The following is a 21,068-nucleotide window of genomic DNA, read 5'->3' as shown; positions in this document are numbered from 1 at the left end:
CACGCAGGACCGGCCCGGCTGCTGGCGTCGGTCGTCCCGCGCGACCTTCGACCGCCGCGCGCGGCAGCGCACGGCGCGCTGGCAGGTCTTCGGACTCGCGGGCGTGACACGAGGTCGCCTACTGGCCGTCGCTTCCCAGGCCGGTGGCCCAGTGCTGATGACGGCGGTCGTTCCCACTCACCGCTGCGGGGCAGTCCCGGACTTCCACCGGGTTCCCTCTTGCCTCGGCCGCGCCGTTCAGGCGCGGCCGAACCAGCTGCGGGGACACCATATATGGCGGCGATGGCCGGTGGGCAACACCAGATGTCGCGTCGGGCGTGTCGGCTGCGTCTCACCGCTGGAGGTGAAGGCGGGGCCCCTTGTTAACGCCTCCGGTAGAGGAGGGGGCCCCGCTTAACACCGCCGCCCACCGATCGGCTCAGGCCACGAACGACACCTCGGGGAAGGAGCGGCTCGGGCCGCGCAGCAGGTGACCCCGGTGCCGCAGGTGCCTGTCGAAGAAGGCCAACGGGTACGCCTGTTGGATGCGTACCGCGCGGGCGGGGTCGAGGGTGCCGATCCAGCCGGTGAGCTCCTCGTCGCTCATCCCGATCACCCGCGCCAGTTGCGGCACCAGCCACTGGTTGTCGCCGTACGACTGGTGGAGCGCGCCGGCGGCCTGAACGTTGAGCCGCCAGCCGCGCAGGTGCGACCAGAACTCGGCGACGGCGGGCTCGGTGACGCGCGTGTACTCCGCCGTCATCAGCATGAACGGCCGGTCCAGGTCGATGGTGGGCCGCGGCTGTGACAGCATCGGCCCGTCGAAGCTCAGTCCGGCGCGTACCCGCGGGTCGGTGCCCATGGTGAGCGCGGTCGCGGTGCCCCCCTTCGACCAGCCGAACATGCCGATCCGGTGCGGGTCCAGCGCCGCGCCCAGCCCGACCGGGAGCGGCCGGCGGTCGACGTCGGGGTTGCCCCCGGCGGCGAGGACGCCGATCTGGTCCAGCACGAACCGAACGTCCCGTGTGTAGGTCCAGGGCGTCGAGTCGTACGCGTCCTCCCGCACGGTCACCCGGCCGTCCGGGAACTCGACGGGCCCGTCGTACGTGTGGTCCACGGTGACCACCGCGTATCCGTGGCTGGCGAGTTCCTGGACCGCGATGGTGGTGTCCGAGCGGTGGCTGCCCGCGCCGTGCGAGTAGACCACCACCGGCAGCCGACGGGCGGCACGTCGCACCGGCGCGCCCTCGTGTCCGGCCGTCAGCGGCGCCCGCACCGCGTCGGGATCGAACCCGGTGGACCCCAGCAGCGCGCGGAGTGACGCGGCGGTCATCCACGGGGCGCGCGGGTGCCGCCACACGTCCCGGGCGGGATACCAGACGTTGACCATCAGCTCTCGATACCGTCCCGGCCCGGCGAGGGGGTCCGGTTGTGACCGGTCGACCAGGTGCAGCGCAACGGTGCCGACCGGGTGGGGTCCGGTCGGTGTGGGCAGTGTGAGCCGGGCCGGCCCCGGTTGGGCCGTGGCCGCCGGCGTGCCGCCGGCGACGCCGATCGACGCGCCGGCTCCCACCGCCAACGCGGCCCGGACCAGGGTGCGGCGGGTCATGCCGTGTTCGGGGACGGATGTCTCGGTCATCAGTGATCCTCCTCGGCAGCTTATTCACTCAGTATATATACCGAGTGTATAGATGCAAGTGCGTGCCCCGGTCCACGGCCGGGTGCCGCGCCTACCAGGTGACCGGCAGCCCGACCGGGCCGAGGATGGCATGGCCCGGCTTCCACGGCACCTCGTCCGGCGGCACCGCGAGGCGCAGGCCGGGCAGCTCCCGCAGCAGCAGGGCGAGCGCGGTGCGGACCTCCAGCGCGCCCAGGTGGGCCCCGATGCAGTAGTGCGCGCCGTGCCCGAAGGACAGGTGCGGGGTGGGCGCGCGGTCGAAGTCCATCCGCTCCGGGTCCGGGAACACCGCCGGGTCGCGGTTGGCGGCGTCGTGCGAGGGGACCACGATGTCGCCCGCCGCCAGTCGGGCGCCGCTGGGCAGCGTCACGTCCGTCATCACCCGCCGCGGCATCTCGTCGCCGTTGGCGGTGGAGTGCAGCCGCTCCAGCTCGGCGACCGCGCCGTCCAGCCGCTCGGGGTGCGCGACAAGGTACGCCCAACCGGTGCCGGCCGGCCCGTACGGCTCGGTCTGGAGCACGTGGAAGAACGTGGCGATCGAGCTGGCCGTGGTCTCCCAGCCACCCACCACGAGTGAGATCGGCAGCTTGATCTGGACGTCCACCGGCTGGTCGGCGGCGGCGGTCGCGATCCGGCCGAGCAGGTCGTCGCCGGGTCGGCGGCGTCGCTGTTCGAGTTGCTCCCACAGGTAGCCGCCCATCTCCTCGGCGGACCGGGCCGCCTCCTCGCGGCTCAGGTCGCCGGCGCCGAGGAACATGTCGCCCCACCGGCGGAACCGCATCCGGTCGTCGGCCGGCAGGCCGAGCAGGTCGCAGATCACGTCCAGCGCGAACGGGACGGCGAAGTCGCGGACCAGGTCCGCCGGTGCGCCCCGGCCCACCATGGCGGTGAGCCGCTCCTGCGCCGCGGTGCGGACCGCGTCGCGCAGCCCGTCGACGGCCGGTCGGGTGAACGCGTCCTTCACGGTGCCGCGCACCCGGGCATGCTCGGCCCCGTCCATGCCGAGCATGGTGCCGGACACGTCGACCTCGTCGGCGTACGCGGCGGCGGCCCGGGAGAAGACGTCCTGCCGGCGCAGCACCTCGCGTACGTCGGCGTACCGGCAGATCAGCAGCGCCGGAACCGGCTCGCCGCGGACCCGGCGCACGATCGGCACCACCGGAGAGCCGGCGGCGAACCGGGCGTAGTCGGGGTGCTTGCGCGGGCCGGGCGGCCGGTTGACGCCGTCGGCGTCCTGGTAGAAGGGGTGGGGCCGGCGGGCGTCGGTGTCCGTCATCCGTCCACAGTGCCAGCTCGGTCCCGACGGCGGGGGCCCCGCCGTCGGGGTCGGACGCCTAGCCGGCCGACCGGCTCGACGCGCGGGCGCGGCCGTACTCGGCGAGGGCGTGGAAGGCGGCCTTGGGTGTCCACGAGCCGTCCGGCAGCACGCGCACGATGCCCCGGGCCGCCAGGTCGTAGTCGTGCTCCGGGTCCCCGGTGGTGGGCAGGTGCCGGTTCGCGAACGTGTAGACGAACGCCGCCTCCACCCCGCCCGCCTCGTAGTCGCGCAGCAGGTCGACGAGGTAGCGGGCCTGGCCCTCCTCGTCGCGCTCCAGCGTCGCGGTGAGCTTCTCCGCCCGGCCGTGCTCGTCGTAGGTCACCGGTTCCGTCGCGCCCGCGACGTCGGCGGCGCCCCGATACGTGCAGCAGCCGAACTCCGTGGCGGCGTACGGCTTGCCCTGGCCGACCGCCGCCGCGAGGCTCTGCGGAAACGCTGCCGCGTTCGTGGCGTCGCGGTAGCCGGCGTCGCTGGCGATGATGTCGAACGGAGTCCAGTCGACGCCTTCGAGGGGGATCGAGGCGTATCCGACCGGGCCACCGAACCGCTCGCGCACCGCGGGAACCGCGTCGGCGAAGAAGTCGCGCACCGCGGCCCGCGCGACCGGGACCGCCTCCCGCATCCGCATCGGATCGGTGAACAGCGTCAGGCGCTCGGTCAGGTCGCGGCCGGGCAGGAAGCCCTCGGTGAACATGGAGATCTCGGAGCCGGTGAGGTAGACGACCGAGGCGCCCTCGCGTCGCAGCCGCTCGGCCCGTTCGGCGCCGTCGAGCAGGAACGCCATGAGCCCGGCGCGGTCCAGGCCGTTGGTGAACGGGCAGTACCACACCTCCAGCCCCGTCTCGGCCGCCAGGCGCGCGGTCAGCTCCAGCCGGTCCTGGACGCCGCCGGTGATCCGCACCGCGTCGCAGTGCAGCTCGTCCCGGATGACCCGCAGGTCGCGCCGTACGGTCGCCGGGTCGAAGGGTTCGTGGGTGGTGGACCCGGCGCTCACGAAGCCGGTGTCGTAGTTCATGCCGAAGACGCGCATCTCGCGTTCCTCCCCGTTCGTAAGGTACGCCGCGTACCCTACAGGGTACGTCGAGTACCCTGCAAGCCATGGGCACGAGGCGCCGGGGCGAGGAACTGGAACGGGCGATCCTGCACGCCGCCGCGGCGGAGCTGCGCGAATCCGGATATTCGGGGATGACGATGGACCGGGTCGCCGCCCGTGCCGGCACCAACAAGAACGCCATCTACCGCCGGTGGCCGCACCGGGCGGCGCTGGGCATCGCGGCGTACCGCCACCTGTCCGACGCCGCCATGCCGAACCCGGACACCGGAACGTTGCGCGGCGACGCGCTGGAGATGCTCCGGCGGGCCAACGAGACGTGGTCCTCGCCGCACGGGACGATCCTGCGCGGCCTGCTCGCCGCCGCGGCCGACGACCCGGAGCTGCTCACCCTGATGCGGGAGCGGTCCGGTGCGGACACCATGGACCGCGCGTGGCTCGGGATGCTGGAGCGGGCCGCGGCCCGGGGCGAGGCGCCGGCGGCGGCCGCCCGGCCCCGGGTGGCGACGGCGCCGATGATGCTGCTCCGCGCCGAGTACGCGATGCGCGGCATCCCCTCGGTCCCCGACGAGGTGCTTGTCGAGATCGTGGACGAGGTGTTCCTGCCCCTGGTGCGCGGCCACGGCTGACCCGGCGCCGACCCGCACGGCGGCCCCGGCTGGACCGGCAGTGGCACCGGCCCGCCGGACGGTTCGCGGATCGGCGGTCGCGCGGCCTCAGGACCCGCTCGGCACCGGGGCCGGGCGCTTCCGGCGGAGCAGCCCGAGCACGCCGTCGAGCACGAGGAAGCCGAGCAACGGGCCGCCGAACCAGGGCAGCGCCCAGCCGAGCGCCACCACCACCGGCACCCCGACCAGCAGCACCCCCCGGCGCACCCCGCGTACCGCCCCACGGGTCGGCGGCGCGCCCAGCGGGGTCCGGCGGTCGGTGCGGGTGGGGCGGCGCTGCCACCACATCCGGTACCCCCAGACGACGACGCAGAGCAGACCGAGCGCGAGCGCGGCGAGCAGGGCCTGGTTGACCGGTCCGAAGAGCCGGCCCATGTGGGCCTGGATGCCGAGTTTGCTGAGCTTCGCCAGGACCGGCCAGTCGGCGAAGTCGCTGCGGGCGGTGACCGTGCCGGCGACCGGGTCGACGGCGACCCGGTCGTACCCGACCGGCCACACGTCGTCGGTCTGCGCGACCGTCCACGCGGTGCCGTCCTCAGCCGCGGGGGTGATCGCGACCGGCCCGGACAGGCCGGCGGCGCGGGCACTGCCCAGCACCCGGTCGTAGGTCGCCGGGTCCGCCGCCGGGGCGACGGACGACCCGCCGTGCTGGTGTCCGCCACCGGCGGCCGGTGGCGGGCCGGCGAGTGCGGTGGAGATCGCGGGGGCACCGGCGCGCAGCGCGTCCAGGCCGGCGCCGAAGTTCGCCCCGGCGTAGCGCGACCAGGTCAGGCCGGTGGCGGAGAGGAACAGCAGGCCGACGGAGAGCCAGACGCCGGTCGTGGCGTGCCAGCCCCGGGTGCGCCGCACGCCCCGACCGGCGGACAGATCGGGTACCAGCAGGTGCCGGACGCGGGCCCGGCCGGCGGCGCGCCGACGCCACCACAGCACCACGCCGCCCAGCGCCAGCACCCACAGCCAGCTCGCCGCGATCTCCGAGTAGTGCCGGCCGACATCGCCCAGGTGCAGGTTACGGTGCAGGTCGTCCAGCCAGGTGGTGGCCGGCGTCGAGCCGAACCAGGTGGTCAGCTGCCCGGACACCCGGGCGGTGTACGGGTCGACGTAGACGGTGTGCTGCCGGTCGCCGAGGTCGTCGCGGGCGAACACCACCCGGGTCGTCCGGTCGCCGTCGCCGGGCTGCACCCCGGTGAGCGTGCCGTCGGGGTGCGCAGCACGGGCGGCGGCGATCTGCTCGGCGAGCGGTCGGGGCTGCTCGCCGACGGTGGAGACGGTGAGCTTGTCGCCGTAGAGCGCGTCGTCGAGCTGCGGGGTGAGCGTGTAGGCCAGCCCGGTGAGCGCGGCGACCAGCAGGAACGGCGCGACGAGGATGCCGGCGTAGAAGTGCAGGCGGGTCAGCAGCGCGGTCAGCGGCGTGGGCCGACGCGCCGGCCGGGCCGGGTCGGCCGGCGCGGTGGGGGAAGCCGGCGCGCGGTCGCCGGGCAGTTCGGTCACGGACACGTGGGCAACTCCGATCGGAACGAGGAACGGGGAATGGCCGGCCCGCTGCCCGTCGAGCCGTGCCGTGGTGCGCGGTTGCCGCCTCCCGGGTGGATGGTCGGGCCGGGTCGCGCGGAAGTTCCCGCCGATGTGCCGATCAGTTCCGGTCGGGCTCGCGTGCGGCGGCGGCGAGGAACGCGTTGTAGCGGGCCAGGTCGTCGTCCTCCCCGGTGGCCTCGGCCCGGTCCGCGGCCCGGTCGAGGCGGCGCTGCTCGCGCTGGTCGGCTCGGATCCACTGCCGGACCAGCAGGACCATGACGACGGCGGCCGGAATCTCGCCGAACGCCCAGGCGATGCCGGCGCCCAGCCTCTGGTCCTCCAGTGGTGATGCGGCCCAGCCGGGGTGCACACCGAGGTACCAGTCCGGGGCGATGACGGTGGTGGTCTGCATCAGCGCGAGCCCGAAGAAGCCGTGCGCCATCATCGAGGCCAGGTGGATGAGCACCAGGATCGGGTGGGGGAGCCGGGGTCGGCCCGGATCGGTGCCGACGAGCACCCAGAACAGCAGGTAGCCGGAGACCACGAAGTGCCCCAGCATGGCCAGGTGCCCGAGGTGGGACCGCATCAGCGTGCCGAGCAGGTCGCTGAAGTAGAGCCCGAACAGGCCGGCGGTGTAGCTGCCGAGCGCCACCAGCGGGTTCGTGAGCAGCCGGGTGGCCCGGCTGTGCAGGGCGCGCAGCAGCCACTCCCGGGCGCCGCGTACGCCTGGTTCGGTCGGACGGCGCAGCGCCCGCAGCGCGAGCGTGACCGGGGCGCCGCCGACCAGCAGGATCGGCACCACCATGGACAGCACCATGTGCTGCGCCATGTGCGCGCTGAACAGCACGTAGGCGTAGCGGGCGAAGCCGAGGCCGGTGGCGGCGGCCAGCACCAGCAGCCCGCCGACCCAGCTCGCGGTGCGGGCCACCGGCCAGTGGTGCCCGCCCCGGCGCAGCCGGCGCACCCCGGCCAGGTAGCCGCCGACACCGACCACGGTCACGGTCAGGAGGAACAGGTCGGGCAGCGGCTGCCCGAGCAGGTGTGCCGCGGTGGGCGCGGCCGGCATCGGGAAGCCGAGCACCTCGGTCACCGGGTCGGCGTCGACTGGTTCGGCAACCGGGGTCGGGCTGCGTGACAGCGCCACGGCCAGGCCGACCGTGGCGGCGAAGACCACCAGTTCCCCGGCGGCGAGCCGAGCGAACGCACCGCGCCGCCCGGCGCTGAGGTCCGGCAGGGTGCGCGTGCGGTGGGCGGCGCCGAGCAGGCCGAGCAGCACGAGCGCGGCCAGCTTGCCGAGCACCAGCCACCCGTACCGGGACTGCCAGAGCTGGTCCACCGCGCCGAGGCGGACCGCGGCGTTGGCCAGGCCGCTGACCGTGACGGCGACGAAGCAGGCGAGGGCGAGCCGGCTGTAGCGCCCGGCGGCGCCGGGCAGGTGCCGGCTGCGGCGGACGGTCAGGAGCGCGGCCAGGCCGCCGGCCCACAGCGCGGCGGCGAGCACGTGCAGCGCGAGGCTGGACACCGCGATCTGGTGGTTGCCCGCGCCGGCGGCGTGGCCGGTCAGCGCCGGAGGGAGCAGACCGACCAGCGCCAACCCGGCGGCGACCGCGGCCGTGCGACGGGACACGCCGACCCGGGCCGCCACCGCCACGACCGCCGCCAGTCCGGCCTGCACCAGCAACGACCGCCCCTGCGTGATGTCGACGCCGAAGCTGACCACGCTCACCGCGCCGAGCCGGTCGAGCGGCACGCCGAGAAGGTCGGACACGGTGAGCACCAGCAGCGTCAGGGCGGCCACGGCCCAGCCGGCCGCGGCCAGGCCGGCGCGGCGCAGCAGCAACCAGCCGTGCGCGGAGACGCTTGTGCCGTCGCCGGGCAGCAGGAACGCGGCGGTCACCGCGAAGCCGACGGTGAGCGTGGCCAGCCCGTCGACTGACAGCCGTACCGCCGGTAGCGCCCAGGTGGTCACCGGGCCGGGATCGGGCAGGCCGGGGATCGCGGCGGCGAGCGCGCCACCGGCCCGCAGCGCGAGCAGCAGCACGGCCACCGCCGAACCGGCCGCCACCAGCCCGACGAGCCAGCCATGCGGACCATCTCCCAGCGGTCCGGCTCCGGCCCCGGGACGGCTGGCCCCGGGCGCGTCGGCGGTCGCCGCTGGGCCGGCTGCGGACGCGGCGACGCCCGTCGCGGCCGGGACGGCCACGGCGGGATCGGACCGGTGGTGGGACGAGGGCGACGTGGGCTGGTGCACGGTGCGGAACCTGGTTTCGAATCGGGGTGCCGGGACGGCTCCGGCCGGTGACTCAGGAGGCGCGGCGGCGCCGCATCAGCAGCGCGAACGCGCACAACACGGACAGGCCGGCGACCGCCCCGCCGGCCAGGAGCGCCATCGGCGGGCCGTCGTCGGCGCCGCCGGTGATGGCCACCGGGCTCGCCGCGGTGTCGCCGCGGGGCGTGCCGGCCGCGTCGGGTGCGGTCGACCCGGCGGTCGGGTCGGCGACGGTGAACCGGTACGAGCCCTGCACGGGGTGACCGTCGGCGGAGACCACCCGGTAGGCGACGGTGTAGGTGCCGTCGGGCAGCGCCTGGTCGACGGTGATCGTGCCGGTGGTGCCGTCGACGGCGGGTGCGCCGGTGGGGATCTTCCGTCGGTCGGCGTCGCTGAGGACGATGGTGGTGAACTCCGGGTTGAGTCGCTGGAGGAAGCGCAGCGTGACCGAGGCCGGCGCGGTGGTGAGTCGGGCGTCCGGGGCCGGCGTGGCCGTCTGGAGCGCGTTGTGCGCCGAGGCCGGCGTGGCGGGCAGCAGCAGCGCGGCGATCACCAGGGCCACGACGGCGGCGGATCGGGTGCGCATCAGGGTAGGAGCCTTCCTGGTGGTGGTCAGTCCAGCACCTGCTGGCCGAGCCAGCCGCCGTCGGGGCAGCCGGGTGGTACGGCGAACACGGCGGAGCCGATCGGGGTGGTCCACTCGTTGAGCAGGTCCCGTTCGGCGAGGCGGCGCTGGATGGGCAGGAACTGGCGGGTGATGTCGGCCTGGTACGCGGCGAAGACGAGGCCGCTGTCGGCGTGCCCCTCGGCGGTCGGTACGCCGTCGTAGTTGTAGGGCCGGCGCAGGAGCTTGAGCCGGTCGTCGGTGATGTGGGCGCGGGTCAGGTGGGAGAAGTCGGGGATGACGGTGAGCCCATCCGGTCCGAGGGCGGCGAAGTCCGGCTCGTCATGCTCGGCGGTGCCGGTCAGCGGCGCGCCGGTGTCCAGTCGTCGACCCACCGCGATCTCCCGGTCGGTGCGGCCGAGCAGGTCCCAGGTCTCCAGGTTCATGCTGATCCGCCGCACCACGAGGGTGGTGGAGTCGCGCAGCCAGGCCGGCCCGTCGGTGACCCACACGGCGGTGTCCGCGGGGGCGCCGGGTTTCGGGTTGGCGGTGCCGTCGAGCTGGCCGAACAGGTTGCGTTGGGTGCGTCCCGGTTCGGCGCCGGCGGCCCGCCGGAAGCCCTGCTGCACCCAGCGGACGGTGGCGAACGGTCGGCTGTCCTTGACCAGGACGCGCTGGGCGTGGGCGACGGTGAGCGGGTCGTCGGCGCAGATCTGCAGCAGCAGGTCCCCGCCGGTCCAGCGGGGTTGCAGCCGGTCGATGCGGAAGGCGGGCAGGTCGGCCACCGAGGCCGGGCGGCGGTCGGTGCGCCCGGCGGCGGCGTAGAGGCCGGGGCCGAAGCCGAACGTGACGGTCAGCCGGGCGGGCAGCAGGCCGAGTTCCGGCTCCGTGTCGGCCAGCGACGGCCGACCCTGGGTGAGCCGGGCGGCGTCGTCGGAGAGCAGGCGCAGCATCCGGCCGAGCGCGGCCCGGTCGATGCCTGGTTTCAGGGTGAGCGCGACGAACGCGGCGTGCGCCTGCGGCTCGGTGGTCACCCCGGACTGCCGCGCGCCGTGGAAAGGCTCGACCGCGCTGCCGAGCTGCGCCACCGGTACCGGCTGGTCGCGGCGTATCCCCGGGTCGGCGGGACGGGCGGCGGCGGTCGCGGCGCCGCCGGCCAGCGCGCCCCCGACGGTGAGCGCGCCGCCGGTGAGCAGGCCACGCCGACTCACCGCACGGCCCGTGGCGTCATCCTCCGTCATGAGGTCGGGCTCATGCTCATCTCCGGCATTGGGGAGTCGCCGTGGCCCGGGGCATAGGACTCCTGGGCGCCGGTGAACGGCTTCGCGACGGCGGTGAACGTCTGGGTGCGGCCGTCGGTGAAGGTGAGTGTGAAGCTGAGTTCGTCGCCGGCCTTCACGGGCTTGGCGATGTTCATCAGCATCAGGTGGTCGCCGCCGGGCTCCAGCGTGGTGCGGGAGTGCGCCTTGACCACGATGCCGCCCGCCTTGGGCTGCATGACCATCTTCCCGTCCTTCATGGTCATCTCGTGCAGCTCCATCGGGGAGACCTCGGTGGTCGCCCTGGTGATCGTCACGTCCGCGTCGCCGTCGTTGACCAGGGTGCCGAACGCGGCGGTCATGCCCTTGTCGGCGGCCTTCACCCACGGGTCGCTGACGCCGAGCACCCCGGCCGCCGCGCTCGCGGAAGTGGTCACCGAGGCCGACGGCGCGGCCGTCGTCGAGCCGTCGGCGGAGCCGCAGGCGGCGACAGTCACGGCCAGCAGGGTCGCGCCGATCAGGGCCGCCGGGCGTCGAAGCCGGTCGATGGTGGTGCTGGGCATGACAGTGTCCCCTCGACGATCGGTGTTCGAACCGTTGGTCGGGACGCCGGGGGAGATAGTTCCGGCCGGTGTGACCGGTCACGTCGGCCGGCGGCGAGCCGGCAGGGCATGCCGGCTCGCCGCGCGCGGCTCAGCAGTTGCGCAGCGTCGGGGACTGGTTCAGCAGTTGGCCGCGGCTGGAGGTGAACCGGCGGTACGCGTCGGAGCCGGCGGCGGACGGCCGGAACGCGGCCACCCGGTGACAGTTCTGGAACGCCAGCCGCACCCCGAAGTGACGCTCCAGGCCGGCGCGGATCGCGTCGCTGGCCAGCGCGCGCAGCAGTTGCCCGCGCTCGGTCTCGCCCGGCGGCGGGACGACGTTGTCGGTGAAGTCGGCGTCGGACGTCGCCAGGTCGGCGACCACCCGGCTGACGGTCTCCCAGGCGTACGGCAGGGAGTCGCGGACGCAGGCGACGAACGCCTCCTCGTCGACGGGGCCGGACTCGGCGGCGCGGAGCAGGGCGGGCGGCACGGTGAGCGACATGTCTCCTCCACTTCCGGAAACGACAATCGTTTCCATTAAGATGATGTGGTGAGCACATCACGGCGGGTCACCACCGGTCAAGCACCGCCACACGCGAAGCGGCGGACGGGCCCCGTGGCCCGTCCGCCGCCGTCGACGCGTCGTGGGGTCAGCCCAGGCGCGCCTCGATCGCCTCGATGATCCGGGGCCGCAGCTCGGCGGCGCGGATCACCGCGTCCACGGAACCGACCTCGACGGCACGCTGGATGCTGTGCACCCGGTCGAACTCGGTGGCCACCTCGCCCAGCTTCTCGGCCCGCACCGACGACCGCAGCTCGTCCAGCTCCCCGGTGAGCGTCGCGCGCTCGGTGCCGGTGGCGGCCCCGACCCGGCTCTCCAGCTCGCGTACCCGCGGATCGGCGGCGGTGCGCGCGGCGACCTCGCCGGCGAAGACCACGGCGGCGGCCGGCGCGCCACCGAGCACCGAGGCGAACGAGCCCTCGATCGCCAGCACCGTCATGGCCGGGTTGAGCGCCTTGGAGAACACCACGAACGCGCCGCCGTGGTAGCGCGAGATCACGCAGAACACGATCGGGCCGCGGAAGTTCACGATCGCCCGGCCGATCTCCGCGCCGTACTCCAGTTGCAGCTTGCGCATCGACTCCGGCGAGCCGTCGAAGCCGGACAGGTTGGCCAGCACGACGAGGGGCCGGTTGCCGCTGGCCGCGTTGATCGCCCGCGCGGCCTTCTTCGACGACCGGGGGAACAGCGTGCCGGCGGTGTAGGTGTCCGGGCCGTCGGTGGGCGGGAAACCGTGCCGGGGCACCGACCGGGACTCGATGCCGAGCAGGCACACCGGGATGCCGCCGAGGTGCACGTCCTGCACCACCGCGGTCTCCGCGTCGGCCATGCCCGCCCACCGCTCCAGCACCGGGTGGTCCTGGTCCGCGAGGGCCCGCATCACGGTACGGATGTCGAACGGCTTCTTCCGGTCCGGGTTCGCGGTGGCGGAGAAGATCTCCCCGACCGTGGTGAAGTCGCTGCCGGCCACCGTGTGCGGGAACGTCGACACGTCCCGGTCCACCGGGTCGGTGGTGGTGGCCCGGCGCGGCGCGTCCTCACCCGGCGCCACGTACGTGTGGTCGTAGTGCGCCATCAGCACCTCGTGCGCGGCCGGCAGGTTAGGCGCCCAGTACTGCGCCTGCCCGTTCGGGCCCATCACCCGGTCGTAGCCGCCGATGCCGAAGTTGTCCTCGGCGGACACGCCGCCGGAGAAGTCCAGCGACTGCTTGCCGGTCAGCACCATCGCCGAGTCCGGCGTCATCACCAGCACACCCTTGGTGTGCATGAGCATCGTCGCCTCGGCGTTCCAGTACGGCTGGGCGCCGACGGTGATGCCCGCCACCACGATGTTGATCTCGCCGCCGTCCTGGGTGAACTCGACGATCCGCTTGAGCGCGGCGGCCACCCAGTCCATGTTCTCGGTGCCCGAGGTCATCGAGATCCGGGCACCGGCGGAGAGCGCGTACCACTCCAGCGGCACGCCCATCCGCTGCGCCAGGTCCAGCGCGGCGATCACCCGCCGGCACTCCGGCTCGGAGAGCGCGCCGAGCGACTTGGTCGGGTCGCCCAGCAGCACCACCCGCGTCACCCCGTCCGGGTGCCGTGGCGTCGGCGTACGGACCACGCCGGCCACGATCGCGGCGGTGTTGCGCCCCTTCGGCCGGTCCACCGGCACCAGCGTGTGCTCGGCGTCCAGGTCGTGCTCGGTGAACTCGCCGAGCAGCCCGGTCAGCTCGTACGGGTAGACCGTGTTGCGGCTGGCCGCCCGCAGCACCTTGAGCCGGTAGTCGTCGAGCGGCTCGACCGGCTCGGTCGGCGGCTCCCCGACGGAGAGCCGGGCCTGCCCGGTGACGTCGAACGCGATCCGCACGCCGACCTTGGTCAGCTCCCCGGTGCGGCGGTCCCGCTGCCGCCCGATGAACAGGATCTCCTCCAGATCCGCGCCGACCGTGGTCGGGCGCACCCGGGCCGCGATCCGCTCCATCTCCTCGCGGGTCAGCTCGCTCGGCGGCCAGACGTAGATGACGATCCGGTTGGTCGGGAACCGGACCTTCGACGGTCGCCGGGACTGCGCCCGACGGATCGAGTCGATGCAGGCGGTGACCGCGTCCTCGGTGGTCGGCAGCGCCACCAGCCGGCCGTCCTGCTCGCGCAGCTCGGTCAGGTCCCGGACCTGGGCGAACGCGACGAGCCGCTGGTCCGTCGGGTTCTCCTGGGCGACCGCCTGGAAGAGGTAGACCTCCTCGTCCAGCGACGGCAGCCGGGTCAGGTCGAACCGGTGCAGCCGCTCCAACTGCATCCGCTGCGCGATGTACGGGTGCAGGCCCCGGATCAGCCGCTCCTCGACCATCGCGGTGCCGTCCGGACGGAACGTGAAGTGGTGGTGCATCACCGCGCCGCCGCGCCCGGCCACCGTGGTGGTGAGCCGGCGCACCCGGTCCGGCAGCGGATGCGCGTTGATCACGTCGAGCAGCGCGGCGGCGGTGGCGTCGAACTCCTCGGGCTGGTTCTCCCAGGCCAGGTAGACGTCCGCGTCGACGGCCGCGCAGTCCGCGGCGACCTCGGCCAGCCCGCGCAGCGCGTCGCCGAGCGCGTCGAACCGCACCGCGGCCGACACCACGCTCGACTCGGCGCGGTCGGCCACCACGAACACGCAACCCCCGGCCGTACGGGTGCGGACGCCGGTGAGCGCCTTGTTGCCGTAGTAGCGGCGGGTCAGCACCTCCAGCATGGTCGCGTTGTCCAGGTTGTCCCGGACCAGCCGCTGACCGAGCAGCCGGACCAGCGGCTCGGTGCTGCGGACCATCTCGGCGACCCGCTCGTCGCGGTCCGGCGCGTCCGGCTGGCGGTCGAGGTGACGCAGGTGCGACCGGACCCGCGCGTACACCCGGGCCCGGTTGCGGCGCAGCAGCGGCTGGGCGAACCAGGCGAACACCACGCCCCGGGCCAGGTCCGCGACGACCGGGAAGCGGACCTGGGTGGCCGCGATCAGCCGCTCCAACGCGAGGCCGGCGGGCTCGCGCAGTGCCTCGTCCGGCGGCAGCTCCCGCAGCCAGGAGCGGAGCAGCGCGGCGATCACGGCGGCGTCGACGGTGGCCCGCTGCTGGGCCAGGAAGATCCGGAACACCGCGGCCTCGAGCGCGGGGGAGCGGTCCAGCTCGCGCACGCCGTAGTGACCGAGCGCCTTGGCCAGCCGGGCCCGGAACGCCTCCGGCGAACCGGCCCGCTCCACGTCGAGGCTCTGGAGGTAGATGTGGAAGTGCTCGCGGGCGCTGTGCAGGTGCCCGCCGGGACCGTCGTCCCCGCCCGGCCGGTTGCGGCTCAGCTCGGCCAGGTCGGCGAAGACGTCGACAAGTTCCAACTCCTCGGCCAGTGGCCGGTGCCCGGCCTCGGTGGCCGCCCGGCGCGCGTCGAGGTAGTCGTCGAGGACGCGGCGCTCGTCGTGCGGGTCCACGTCGAAGCCGAGCAGCAGCCCGCGCAGGTCCTCCTGGCCACGCTCGACCCGGGTCCGCGCCGGGACGTCCGCGGGCGGGTCCGGCAGATCCAGCTCCACGGCCGCCTCGGCCGGGGCGGCGGCCTCGGCGCCCTCCTCGGCGACCGGCTCCAGGCGCAGCAGCGGCGCGCCGGCCTCCACCTGGGTGCCGACCGCGACGGCGCACTCCTTCAGGCGGGCCCGGAACGGCGCCCGCAGCACCGTCTCCATCTTCATCGCCTCCAGCACCAGCACCGGCGCGCCGGCCTCGACCTCCGCGCCGACCTCCAGCGGCGTGGCGACGACGAGCGCCGGCATCGGGGAGCGCAGCACGCCGCCCTCGTCGCGGCTGATCCGGTGCGTGACGCCGTCCACCTCGACCAGGTGGACCGGCCCGTGGGTGCCGGTGAGCAGGCGGTAGCGGACGCCGTTGACGGCGATCTGCCCGGTGTGCCGGTCGAAGCGGTCCAGTTCGACGTCGGCGGTAAGCGCGTCGCCGCCGGCCTCGATGCCGACCCGGAACCGGTGCGCGCCGACCCGGGCCACCCGCATCCGGTAGCTCGCGCCGCGCAGCTTCAGGTCCAGCGGCCGGCCGCTGCGGTGCTGCACCTGGGGCCGGCCGCCGGCCGCGGTGGAGAGCAGCCGCTGCCGCTCGGCGCTCTCGTCCTCCTCGTACGCCTCGATCGCGGCGGCGGCCAGCGCCACCGCGGAGTGCCGGTGCCCGACCAGCCGGCCCTCGCCGCGGACCCGGTCGATCCAGCCGGTGTCCGCGCTGGCGTCGATCACCTCGGGCTGGTCGAGCAGGTCGAGCACGAAGCTCTTGTTGGTCGCCCCGCCCTCGATGACCACGGTGGTGTCCGCCATGGCGCGGCGCAGCCGGCCGAGCGCCTCGTCCCGGTCCCGGCCGTACGCGATGATCTTGGCGATCATGGAGTCGAAGTCGGCGGGGATGGTGTCGCCTTCGCTGACTCCGGTGTCCACCCGGATGCCGGGGCCGGCCGGGAGGTCCAGGCGGGTGATCCGCCCGGGGGAGGGGGCGAAGTCCCGGTCCGGGTCCTCCGCGTTGAGTCGCGCCTCGATGGCGTGCCCGCGCTCGGCCGGCGGGGCGCCGGTGAGCCGGCCCCCGCCGGCCACGTGCAGCTGCGCCTTGACCAGGTCGAAGCCGGTGGTCGACTCGGTGATCGGGTGTTCGACCTGGAGCCGGGTGTTCACCTCCAGGAAGGCGAAGAGCCGGTCGCCGGGGTGGTAGAGGAACTCCACCGTGGCCGCGCCGCGGTAGCCGACCGCGACCGCCAGCCGTTCCGCCGACGTCTTCAGCTCGGCGACCTGCGCCGCGTCGAGCAGCGGCGAGGCCGACTCCTCGATCACCTTCTGGTTGCGCCGCTGCACCGAGCAGTCCCGGACGCCGAGCGCCCACGCGGTGCCCTGCCCGTCCGCGATCACCTGCACCTCGACGTGGCGGGCGCCGGTGACCAGGCGCTCCAGGAACACCACGCCGCTGCCGAACGCCCGGGCCGCCTCCTGGCTGGTGCGCTCGTACGCGTCGGCCAGCTCCGCGTCGCTGCGGACCACCCGGATGCCGCGCCCGCCGCCGCCGGCGGTCGCCTTCAGCATCAGCGGGTAGCCGATCTGCGCCGCCGCGGCCACCGCCGCCTCCAGGCTCTCCACCGCGCCGCGGCTCCACGGCGCGACCGGCACGCCGACCTCCTCGGCGATCAGCTTGGCGCCGATCTTGTCGCCGAGCTTGCGCATCGCGTCCGCGCTCGGCCCGACGAACGTGACACCGACCTTCTCGCACAGCTCGGCGAAGGCCGGGTCCTCGGCCACGAAACCCCAACCCACCCACGCGGCGTCCGCGCGGGTCTCCACCAGCGCGCGTTCCAGCGCCTTGAGGTCGAGGTACGGGCGGGCGGACGCGGGCCCGAGGTCGTACGCGACGTCCGCCTCGCGGACGAAGGTGGCGGTGCGGTCGACGTCGGTGTACAGCGCGACGGTCTCGATCCGGCTGCCGGTCTCCGCGGCCAGTTCCCGGACCGCGTGGATGAGCCGCATGGCGGCCTCACCACGGTTGACGATGGCGACACGGGTGAACACGTGACCGTCCCCTTCGGTAGACCCACGGTGTTGCGCCGGGTGGCGGCGGTGCCCCCGGCTTGCCTCACCCTTCCGTCTGCCGGCGGGCCGCGCCATGTCGTAATCGCCGAACCCTGAGCGGCGACCGTTGTAGGAACCACACAAAAGTTTTTATGCCAATACGCTGGACAGCGCCGTCCCCGAGCGGGTCCGGCGCTGTCCAGCGGTGACGTGGGCGGTTCAGCCCGGGATCTCGCGCGGGTCGCGGCTGCGCGGGTAGGTGTTCTTCTCTCCGATCGTGCCGTCCTGCTTCTTGATCACGTGCTCGGTGCCGCGCTCGGCCGCCATCTCCCGGCCGGCGGCCTCCGCCTCGGCCTTCGTGTCGTGCCGGCTGCTGGCGCGCTCGTTGCCCTCCGGACGGTTCTTCCACTGCCCGTCCTGCTGGTAGGTGTCGATGTCACCCTTCGCCATGTCGTCAGCCCCCTCGGATCCGTGGTCGATGACGAATGTCTGCCCCCACCCCCGCCCCCCTAATCCTTCCGCCCCCTCCCACCGCGCGCAGATTCACGGAAAGAGTGGCCATTCCGGTGGCAACAGCCACTCTTTCCGTGAAACAGGCGTCGGGTGGGTGGATGGGCGCGCCGGGGCGGCGCGATTTTGTGGGTTTCGATCTCGTCCCGGTATCTGGTCGGGGAGCCGCGCCGGGGGGTCGGCGGGGGTGGTGCGGAGCGTGTTACTGACCAGTAAGGACGCGCGTGAATGCCGCCAACCGCCCGAGTCGCCGTCGATCGGTCCTACCCGACCCAAGTGCTGAGATCGGGGCCAGTCGACGCAAGCGGAACTCTTGCCATCAATGACAAACGTGTGACAACTTCGACGAAGCCCGATCGGCCGAGCCTCACCGGCCGAACGGCTGCCCGGGGCTGCCGAAAGGCCGCCCGTGCTCAGCTCCAGGAGGTATCCATATGCGACTCTCCGGGTCATCGCGGCGTACCGCCACCGCCCTCACCGTGGCCGGCGCGCTGATCGTCGGCTCACTGGCCGGCGCTCCCGCAAACGCCGCACCCGAGACGTCCGCCACCCCCGAGAAGGCCACCGCGCTCGCCGCCGCACTCGGCGACCGCTCCGCCGGGACGTACGCCGACGCCGCCGGCGCCATGGTCGTCACGGTGACCGACGCCGCCGCCGCCCAGAAGGTCCGCGCGGCCGGCGCCACCCCGAAGCTCGTCACCCGGGGCGCGGACGACCTCGCCCGCGCCACCTCGGCGCTCGACAAGTCCGCCCGCATCCCGGGCACCGCCTGGTGGACCGACCCGGCGACCAACCAGGTGGTCGTCTCGGTCGACAGCACCGTCACCGGCGCGAAGCTGGACCGGGTCAAGGCCGTCGCGAAGCAACTCGACGGCACGATCCGGATCGAGCGCGAGGCCGGCACGCTCGGCACCCGGACGGCCGGCGGCGAGGCCATCTACGCCCAGGGCGGCGGACGCTGCTCGCTCGGCTTCAACGTGCGCAGCGGCAGCACCTACTACTTCCTGACCGCCGGGCACTGCACCGCGATCGCCGCCAACTGGTACGCCGACTCCGGGCAGAGCAGCCAGCTCGGCACCGGTGGCACCGGCAGCTTCCCCGGCAACGACTACGGCATCGTGCAGCACACGAACGCCGGCGCGGCCGAGAGCAGCGTCTCGCTCTACAACGGCAGCACGCAGGCCATCACCGGCGCGGCCGACGCGTTCGTCGGGCAGTCGGTGCAGCGCTCCGGCAGCACCACCGGCCTGCACGGCGGCACGGTCGAGGCGCTCGACGCCACGGTGAACTACGCCGAGGGCAGCGTCTCCGGCCTGATCCGCACGAACGTCTGCGCCGAGCCGGGCGACAGCGGCGGCTCGCTGTTCAGCGGCAGCAGCGCCATCGGCCTGACCTCCGGCGGCAACGGTGACTGCTCCTCCGGCGGAACCACCTACTTCCAGCCGGTGACCGAGGCGCTCAGCGTCTACGGCGTGAGCATCGCCTGAGCACGTCCGCGTACGGGAAGGGGTCGTCGGGAAACCGGCGGCCCCTTCCGGCCTCCTTTGCCGGAACGGCAAGGATCCTTGCTGCCGGCCCGGCCCCCGCGCACGATGGCGGAGCCGGGCCGCCGACGTGCCCGGCGGCGAAGGAGGCAGGCATGACCGGGCACCACCACCAGCACCACCAGGACCCGCCGGCGGACACCGACCCGGCCCGGTTCTGGGACGAGCGGTACGGACAGGCGGAGCGGATCTGGAGCGGCCGGGTCAACCCGGTGCTCGCCGAGGTGGCCGCCGACCTGCCCCCGGGCACCGTGCTCGACCTGGGCAGCGGGGAGGGCGGCGACGCGGTCTGGCTGGCGACCCGGGGCTGGCACGTCACCGCCGTGGACATCTCGACCGTGGCGCTGGAGCGGCTCGCGGTCGAGGCCGCGCGCGCCGGCGTGGCGGACCGGATCACCACCGCCCGGCACGACGTGACCCGGGACTTCCCGGCCGGCCGCTTCGACCTGGTGTCGGCGCAGTTCTTCCAGTCCCCGCTGGTGCTGCCCCGGGACCAGGTGCTGCCCCGGGCGGCCGGGGCGGTGGCGCCCGGCGGCCGGCTGCTCGTCGTCGAGCACGGCGCGCCGCCGCCGTGGTCCGGGCTCGACGCCGACGACCCGCGGTTCGCCAGCCCGGAGCGGATCCTCGCCGCGATCGACCTCGACCCGGACGGCTGGCGGATCGAGCGGCTCGGCGCGGCACGCCGCACCGCCACCGGGCCGGACGGTCACCCGGGAGAGCTGGTCGACCACGTGGTCCTGGCCCACCGCCGCTGACCGTCCGCCCCGGGCCGGGTCAACAGCAGCACCAGCGTGCCGGCCGCGCACAACGTCGCCGCCATGGCGTACGCCCAGCGGAAGCCGACCTGCGCGGAGAGCCCCAGCAGCGGGCCGGCGAGCACCGCGCCGATCGGGAACGTGTTGGTGAACAGCGTGGTGGCCCGGCCGGGCTGACCGGGCAGCAGATCCTGCACGTACGAGATGCCGACCCCGGAGACCGCGGCGATGAACAGCGCGTTGACCGGCTGCGCGAGGAGCAGCACCGGCACGCTCGTCGCCCCGGCGGCGACCGCGTAGTAGGCGATGCCGCAGCCGGCCCCGACCAGGATCAACGGCCGGAGCCGGACCCGCGCGGTGAGCGCGCCCAGCCCCAGCATGAGCGGGATCTCCAGTGCGGCGCAGAGGCCAAGCACGAGGCCCGCGTCCGCCGGGTCGCCGCGCAGCACCCGGCCGATGAACAGCGGCAGCACCTGCACGCCGAGCGTCAGCGGGCACTGCAACATGGTGAAGGCGGCCACCGTCAGCGCCAACCGCCACCGCGACGCGCCCGGCGGGCCGGCGGCCGGCTCGTCCGGGGCCGGCCGCGGCGGCACCGGCAGCTCCTCCAGCCGGAGCACGGCGATCAGCGCGGCCAGCGCGTACATGACCGCGGCCGCGCCGTAGACCAGCCGGAAGCCGCCGACGGAGAGCAGGATCGCGGCCAGCGGCGGCCCGGCCACCCAGGACAGCGAGAAGATGGTACGCATCACGCTGACGCCGAGCGCGGCCCGCCCGGGACTGTCCCGGTCGAGCAGTTGGCGGGTGTAGGCGAACGACTGCGGGAACAGCGAGTTGGCCAGCGCCATGACGGTCGCGGTCAGCACCATCAGGACCCAGTAGTCGCGGACGAACGCGATCAGGCCGGCGCCCACCATCCCGGCCAGCGACGCGCCGATCAGCAGCCGACGCCGGATCGGCCACCGGTCCGACAGCCGCCCCACCAGCACCGCCACGGCCACCCCGGACAGCGGCGTGACGACCAGGAAGACGGTGACCCGCACCGGATCGGCCCGCACCTCGGTGTCCAGGAACAGCGACAGGAAGGGCATCACCACGGAGACGGAGGTGCCGACGGTCAGGAACAGCAGGGCCAGCGGAAGCAGCCGGAAGCGGCCGGCGCGCACCGCCGGCCTGGTGTCGACAGCCATGCGGCGCACGGTACGCCCTACCGGTGACAAACCC

At 74.2% G+C, this 21,068-nt stretch carries 15 protein-coding genes and 1 riboswitch; of the genes, 3 read left to right on the top strand and 12 right to left on the bottom strand.

Going from position 1 to position 21,068, the window contains the following annotated elements; genetic code table 11:
• Window positions 1-63: 63 nt before the first annotated feature.
• Window positions 64-272, bottom strand: a riboswitch (cobalamin riboswitch).
• 146 nt (window positions 273-418) lie between these two features.
• From TPA0908_RS25540 to TPA0908_RS25530, 3 genes are all read right to left on the bottom strand, one after another.
• The gene (locus tag TPA0908_RS25540; RefSeq protein ID WP_281942032.1) at window positions 419-1,618 is read right to left on the bottom strand and encodes an alpha/beta hydrolase family protein; all 1,200 of its coding nucleotides are present in this window, start codon (window positions 1,616-1,618) and stop codon (window positions 419-421) included.
• A 91-nt stretch (window positions 1,619-1,709) separates the two neighbouring features.
• On the bottom strand, window positions 1,710-2,933 hold the full coding sequence (locus tag TPA0908_RS25535; protein ID WP_281942030.1) for a cytochrome P450: 1,224 nt from the start codon (window positions 2,931-2,933) through the stop codon (window positions 1,710-1,712).
• A gap of 58 nt (window positions 2,934-2,991) precedes the next feature.
• The gene (locus TPA0908_RS25530; protein WP_281942029.1) at window positions 2,992-4,005 is read right to left on the bottom strand and encodes a hypothetical protein; all 1,014 of its coding nucleotides are present in this window, start codon (window positions 4,003-4,005) and stop codon (window positions 2,992-2,994) included.
• 68 nt (window positions 4,006-4,073) lie between these two features.
• Between TPA0908_RS25530 and TPA0908_RS25525 the strand changes: the two genes are divergently transcribed.
• The gene (locus TPA0908_RS25525; protein WP_281942027.1) at window positions 4,074-4,655 is read left to right on the top strand and encodes a TetR/AcrR family transcriptional regulator; all 582 of its coding nucleotides are present in this window, start codon (window positions 4,074-4,076) and stop codon (window positions 4,653-4,655) included.
• An 87-nt stretch (window positions 4,656-4,742) separates the two neighbouring features.
• On the opposite strand, the gene TPA0908_RS25520 is transcribed toward TPA0908_RS25525, so the two are convergent.
• The 8 genes from TPA0908_RS25520 to TPA0908_RS25485 all read right to left on the bottom strand — a co-directional run bounded on the left by TPA0908_RS25520 (window position 4,743) and on the right by TPA0908_RS25485 (window position 17,485).
• Window positions 4,743-6,191, bottom strand: coding sequence for a PepSY-associated TM helix domain-containing protein (locus TPA0908_RS25520; protein ID WP_281942025.1), 1,449 nt, complete (start codon window positions 6,189-6,191; stop codon window positions 4,743-4,745).
• 136 nt (window positions 6,192-6,327) lie between these two features.
• A complete protein-coding gene (locus TPA0908_RS25515; protein ID WP_281942023.1) occupies window positions 6,328-8,274 on the bottom strand; it encodes a bifunctional copper resistance protein CopD/cytochrome c oxidase assembly protein in 1,947 nt (648 codons plus the stop codon).
• 238 nt (window positions 8,275-8,512) lie between these two features.
• Complete coding sequence (locus TPA0908_RS25510) at window positions 8,513-9,064, bottom strand: copper resistance CopC family protein (protein WP_281942022.1); 552 nt, start codon at window positions 9,062-9,064, stop codon at window positions 8,513-8,515.
• A gap of 26 nt (window positions 9,065-9,090) precedes the next feature.
• Entirely contained in the window at window positions 9,091-10,323 is a 1,233-nt protein-coding gene (locus TPA0908_RS25505; RefSeq protein WP_281942020.1) for a Dyp-type peroxidase, read from the bottom strand.
• Window positions 10,320-10,904 (bottom strand): copper chaperone PCu(A)C, encoded by a 585-nt coding sequence (locus tag TPA0908_RS25500; protein ID WP_281942018.1) that lies wholly within the window; start codon window positions 10,902-10,904, stop codon window positions 10,320-10,322. Before TPA0908_RS25500 ends, TPA0908_RS25505 begins: the two co-directional genes overlap by 4 nt.
• Window positions 10,905-11,034: 130 nt before the next feature.
• Complete coding sequence (locus TPA0908_RS25495) at window positions 11,035-11,427, bottom strand: SCO5389 family protein (protein WP_281942016.1); 393 nt, start codon at window positions 11,425-11,427, stop codon at window positions 11,035-11,037.
• Window positions 11,428-11,575: 148 nt separating this feature from the next.
• On the bottom strand, window positions 11,576-17,035 hold the full coding sequence (locus TPA0908_RS25490) for an ATP-binding protein (protein WP_281942014.1): 5,460 nt from the start codon (window positions 17,033-17,035) through the stop codon (window positions 11,576-11,578).
• Between the two features lie 219 nt (window positions 17,036-17,254).
• Window positions 17,255-17,485: a DUF2188 domain-containing protein gene (locus TPA0908_RS25485; RefSeq protein ID WP_089154306.1), complete on the bottom strand. Its 231-nt coding sequence runs from the start codon at window positions 17,483-17,485 to the stop codon at window positions 17,255-17,257.
• A gap of 494 nt (window positions 17,486-17,979) precedes the next feature.
• Between TPA0908_RS25485 and TPA0908_RS25480 the strand changes: the two genes are divergently transcribed.
• Both TPA0908_RS25480 and TPA0908_RS25475 read left to right on the top strand, forming a co-directional pair.
• The gene (locus TPA0908_RS25480; protein WP_281942011.1) at window positions 17,980-19,032 is read left to right on the top strand and encodes a S1 family peptidase; all 1,053 of its coding nucleotides are present in this window, start codon (window positions 17,980-17,982) and stop codon (window positions 19,030-19,032) included.
• Between the two features lie 152 nt (window positions 19,033-19,184).
• On the top strand, window positions 19,185-19,844 hold the full coding sequence (locus TPA0908_RS25475) for an SAM-dependent methyltransferase (RefSeq protein WP_281942009.1): 660 nt from the start codon (window positions 19,185-19,187) through the stop codon (window positions 19,842-19,844).
• On the opposite strand, the gene TPA0908_RS25470 is transcribed toward TPA0908_RS25475, so the two are convergent.
• Window positions 19,796-21,034: a sugar efflux transporter gene (locus TPA0908_RS25470; RefSeq protein ID WP_281942007.1), complete on the bottom strand. Its 1,239-nt coding sequence runs from the start codon at window positions 21,032-21,034 to the stop codon at window positions 19,796-19,798. The genes TPA0908_RS25475 and TPA0908_RS25470 overlap by 49 nt on opposite strands.
• Window positions 21,035-21,068: the final 34 nt, after the last annotated feature.

The sequence above is a fragment of the Micromonospora sp. AKA38 genome (genome assembly GCF_027925725.1).
Classification (GTDB): Bacteria; Actinomycetota; Actinomycetes; order Mycobacteriales; family Micromonosporaceae; genus Micromonospora.
The sequence above is the reverse complement of the archived record's forward strand: the minus strand, read 5'-3'. Positions and strand labels throughout refer to the sequence as shown.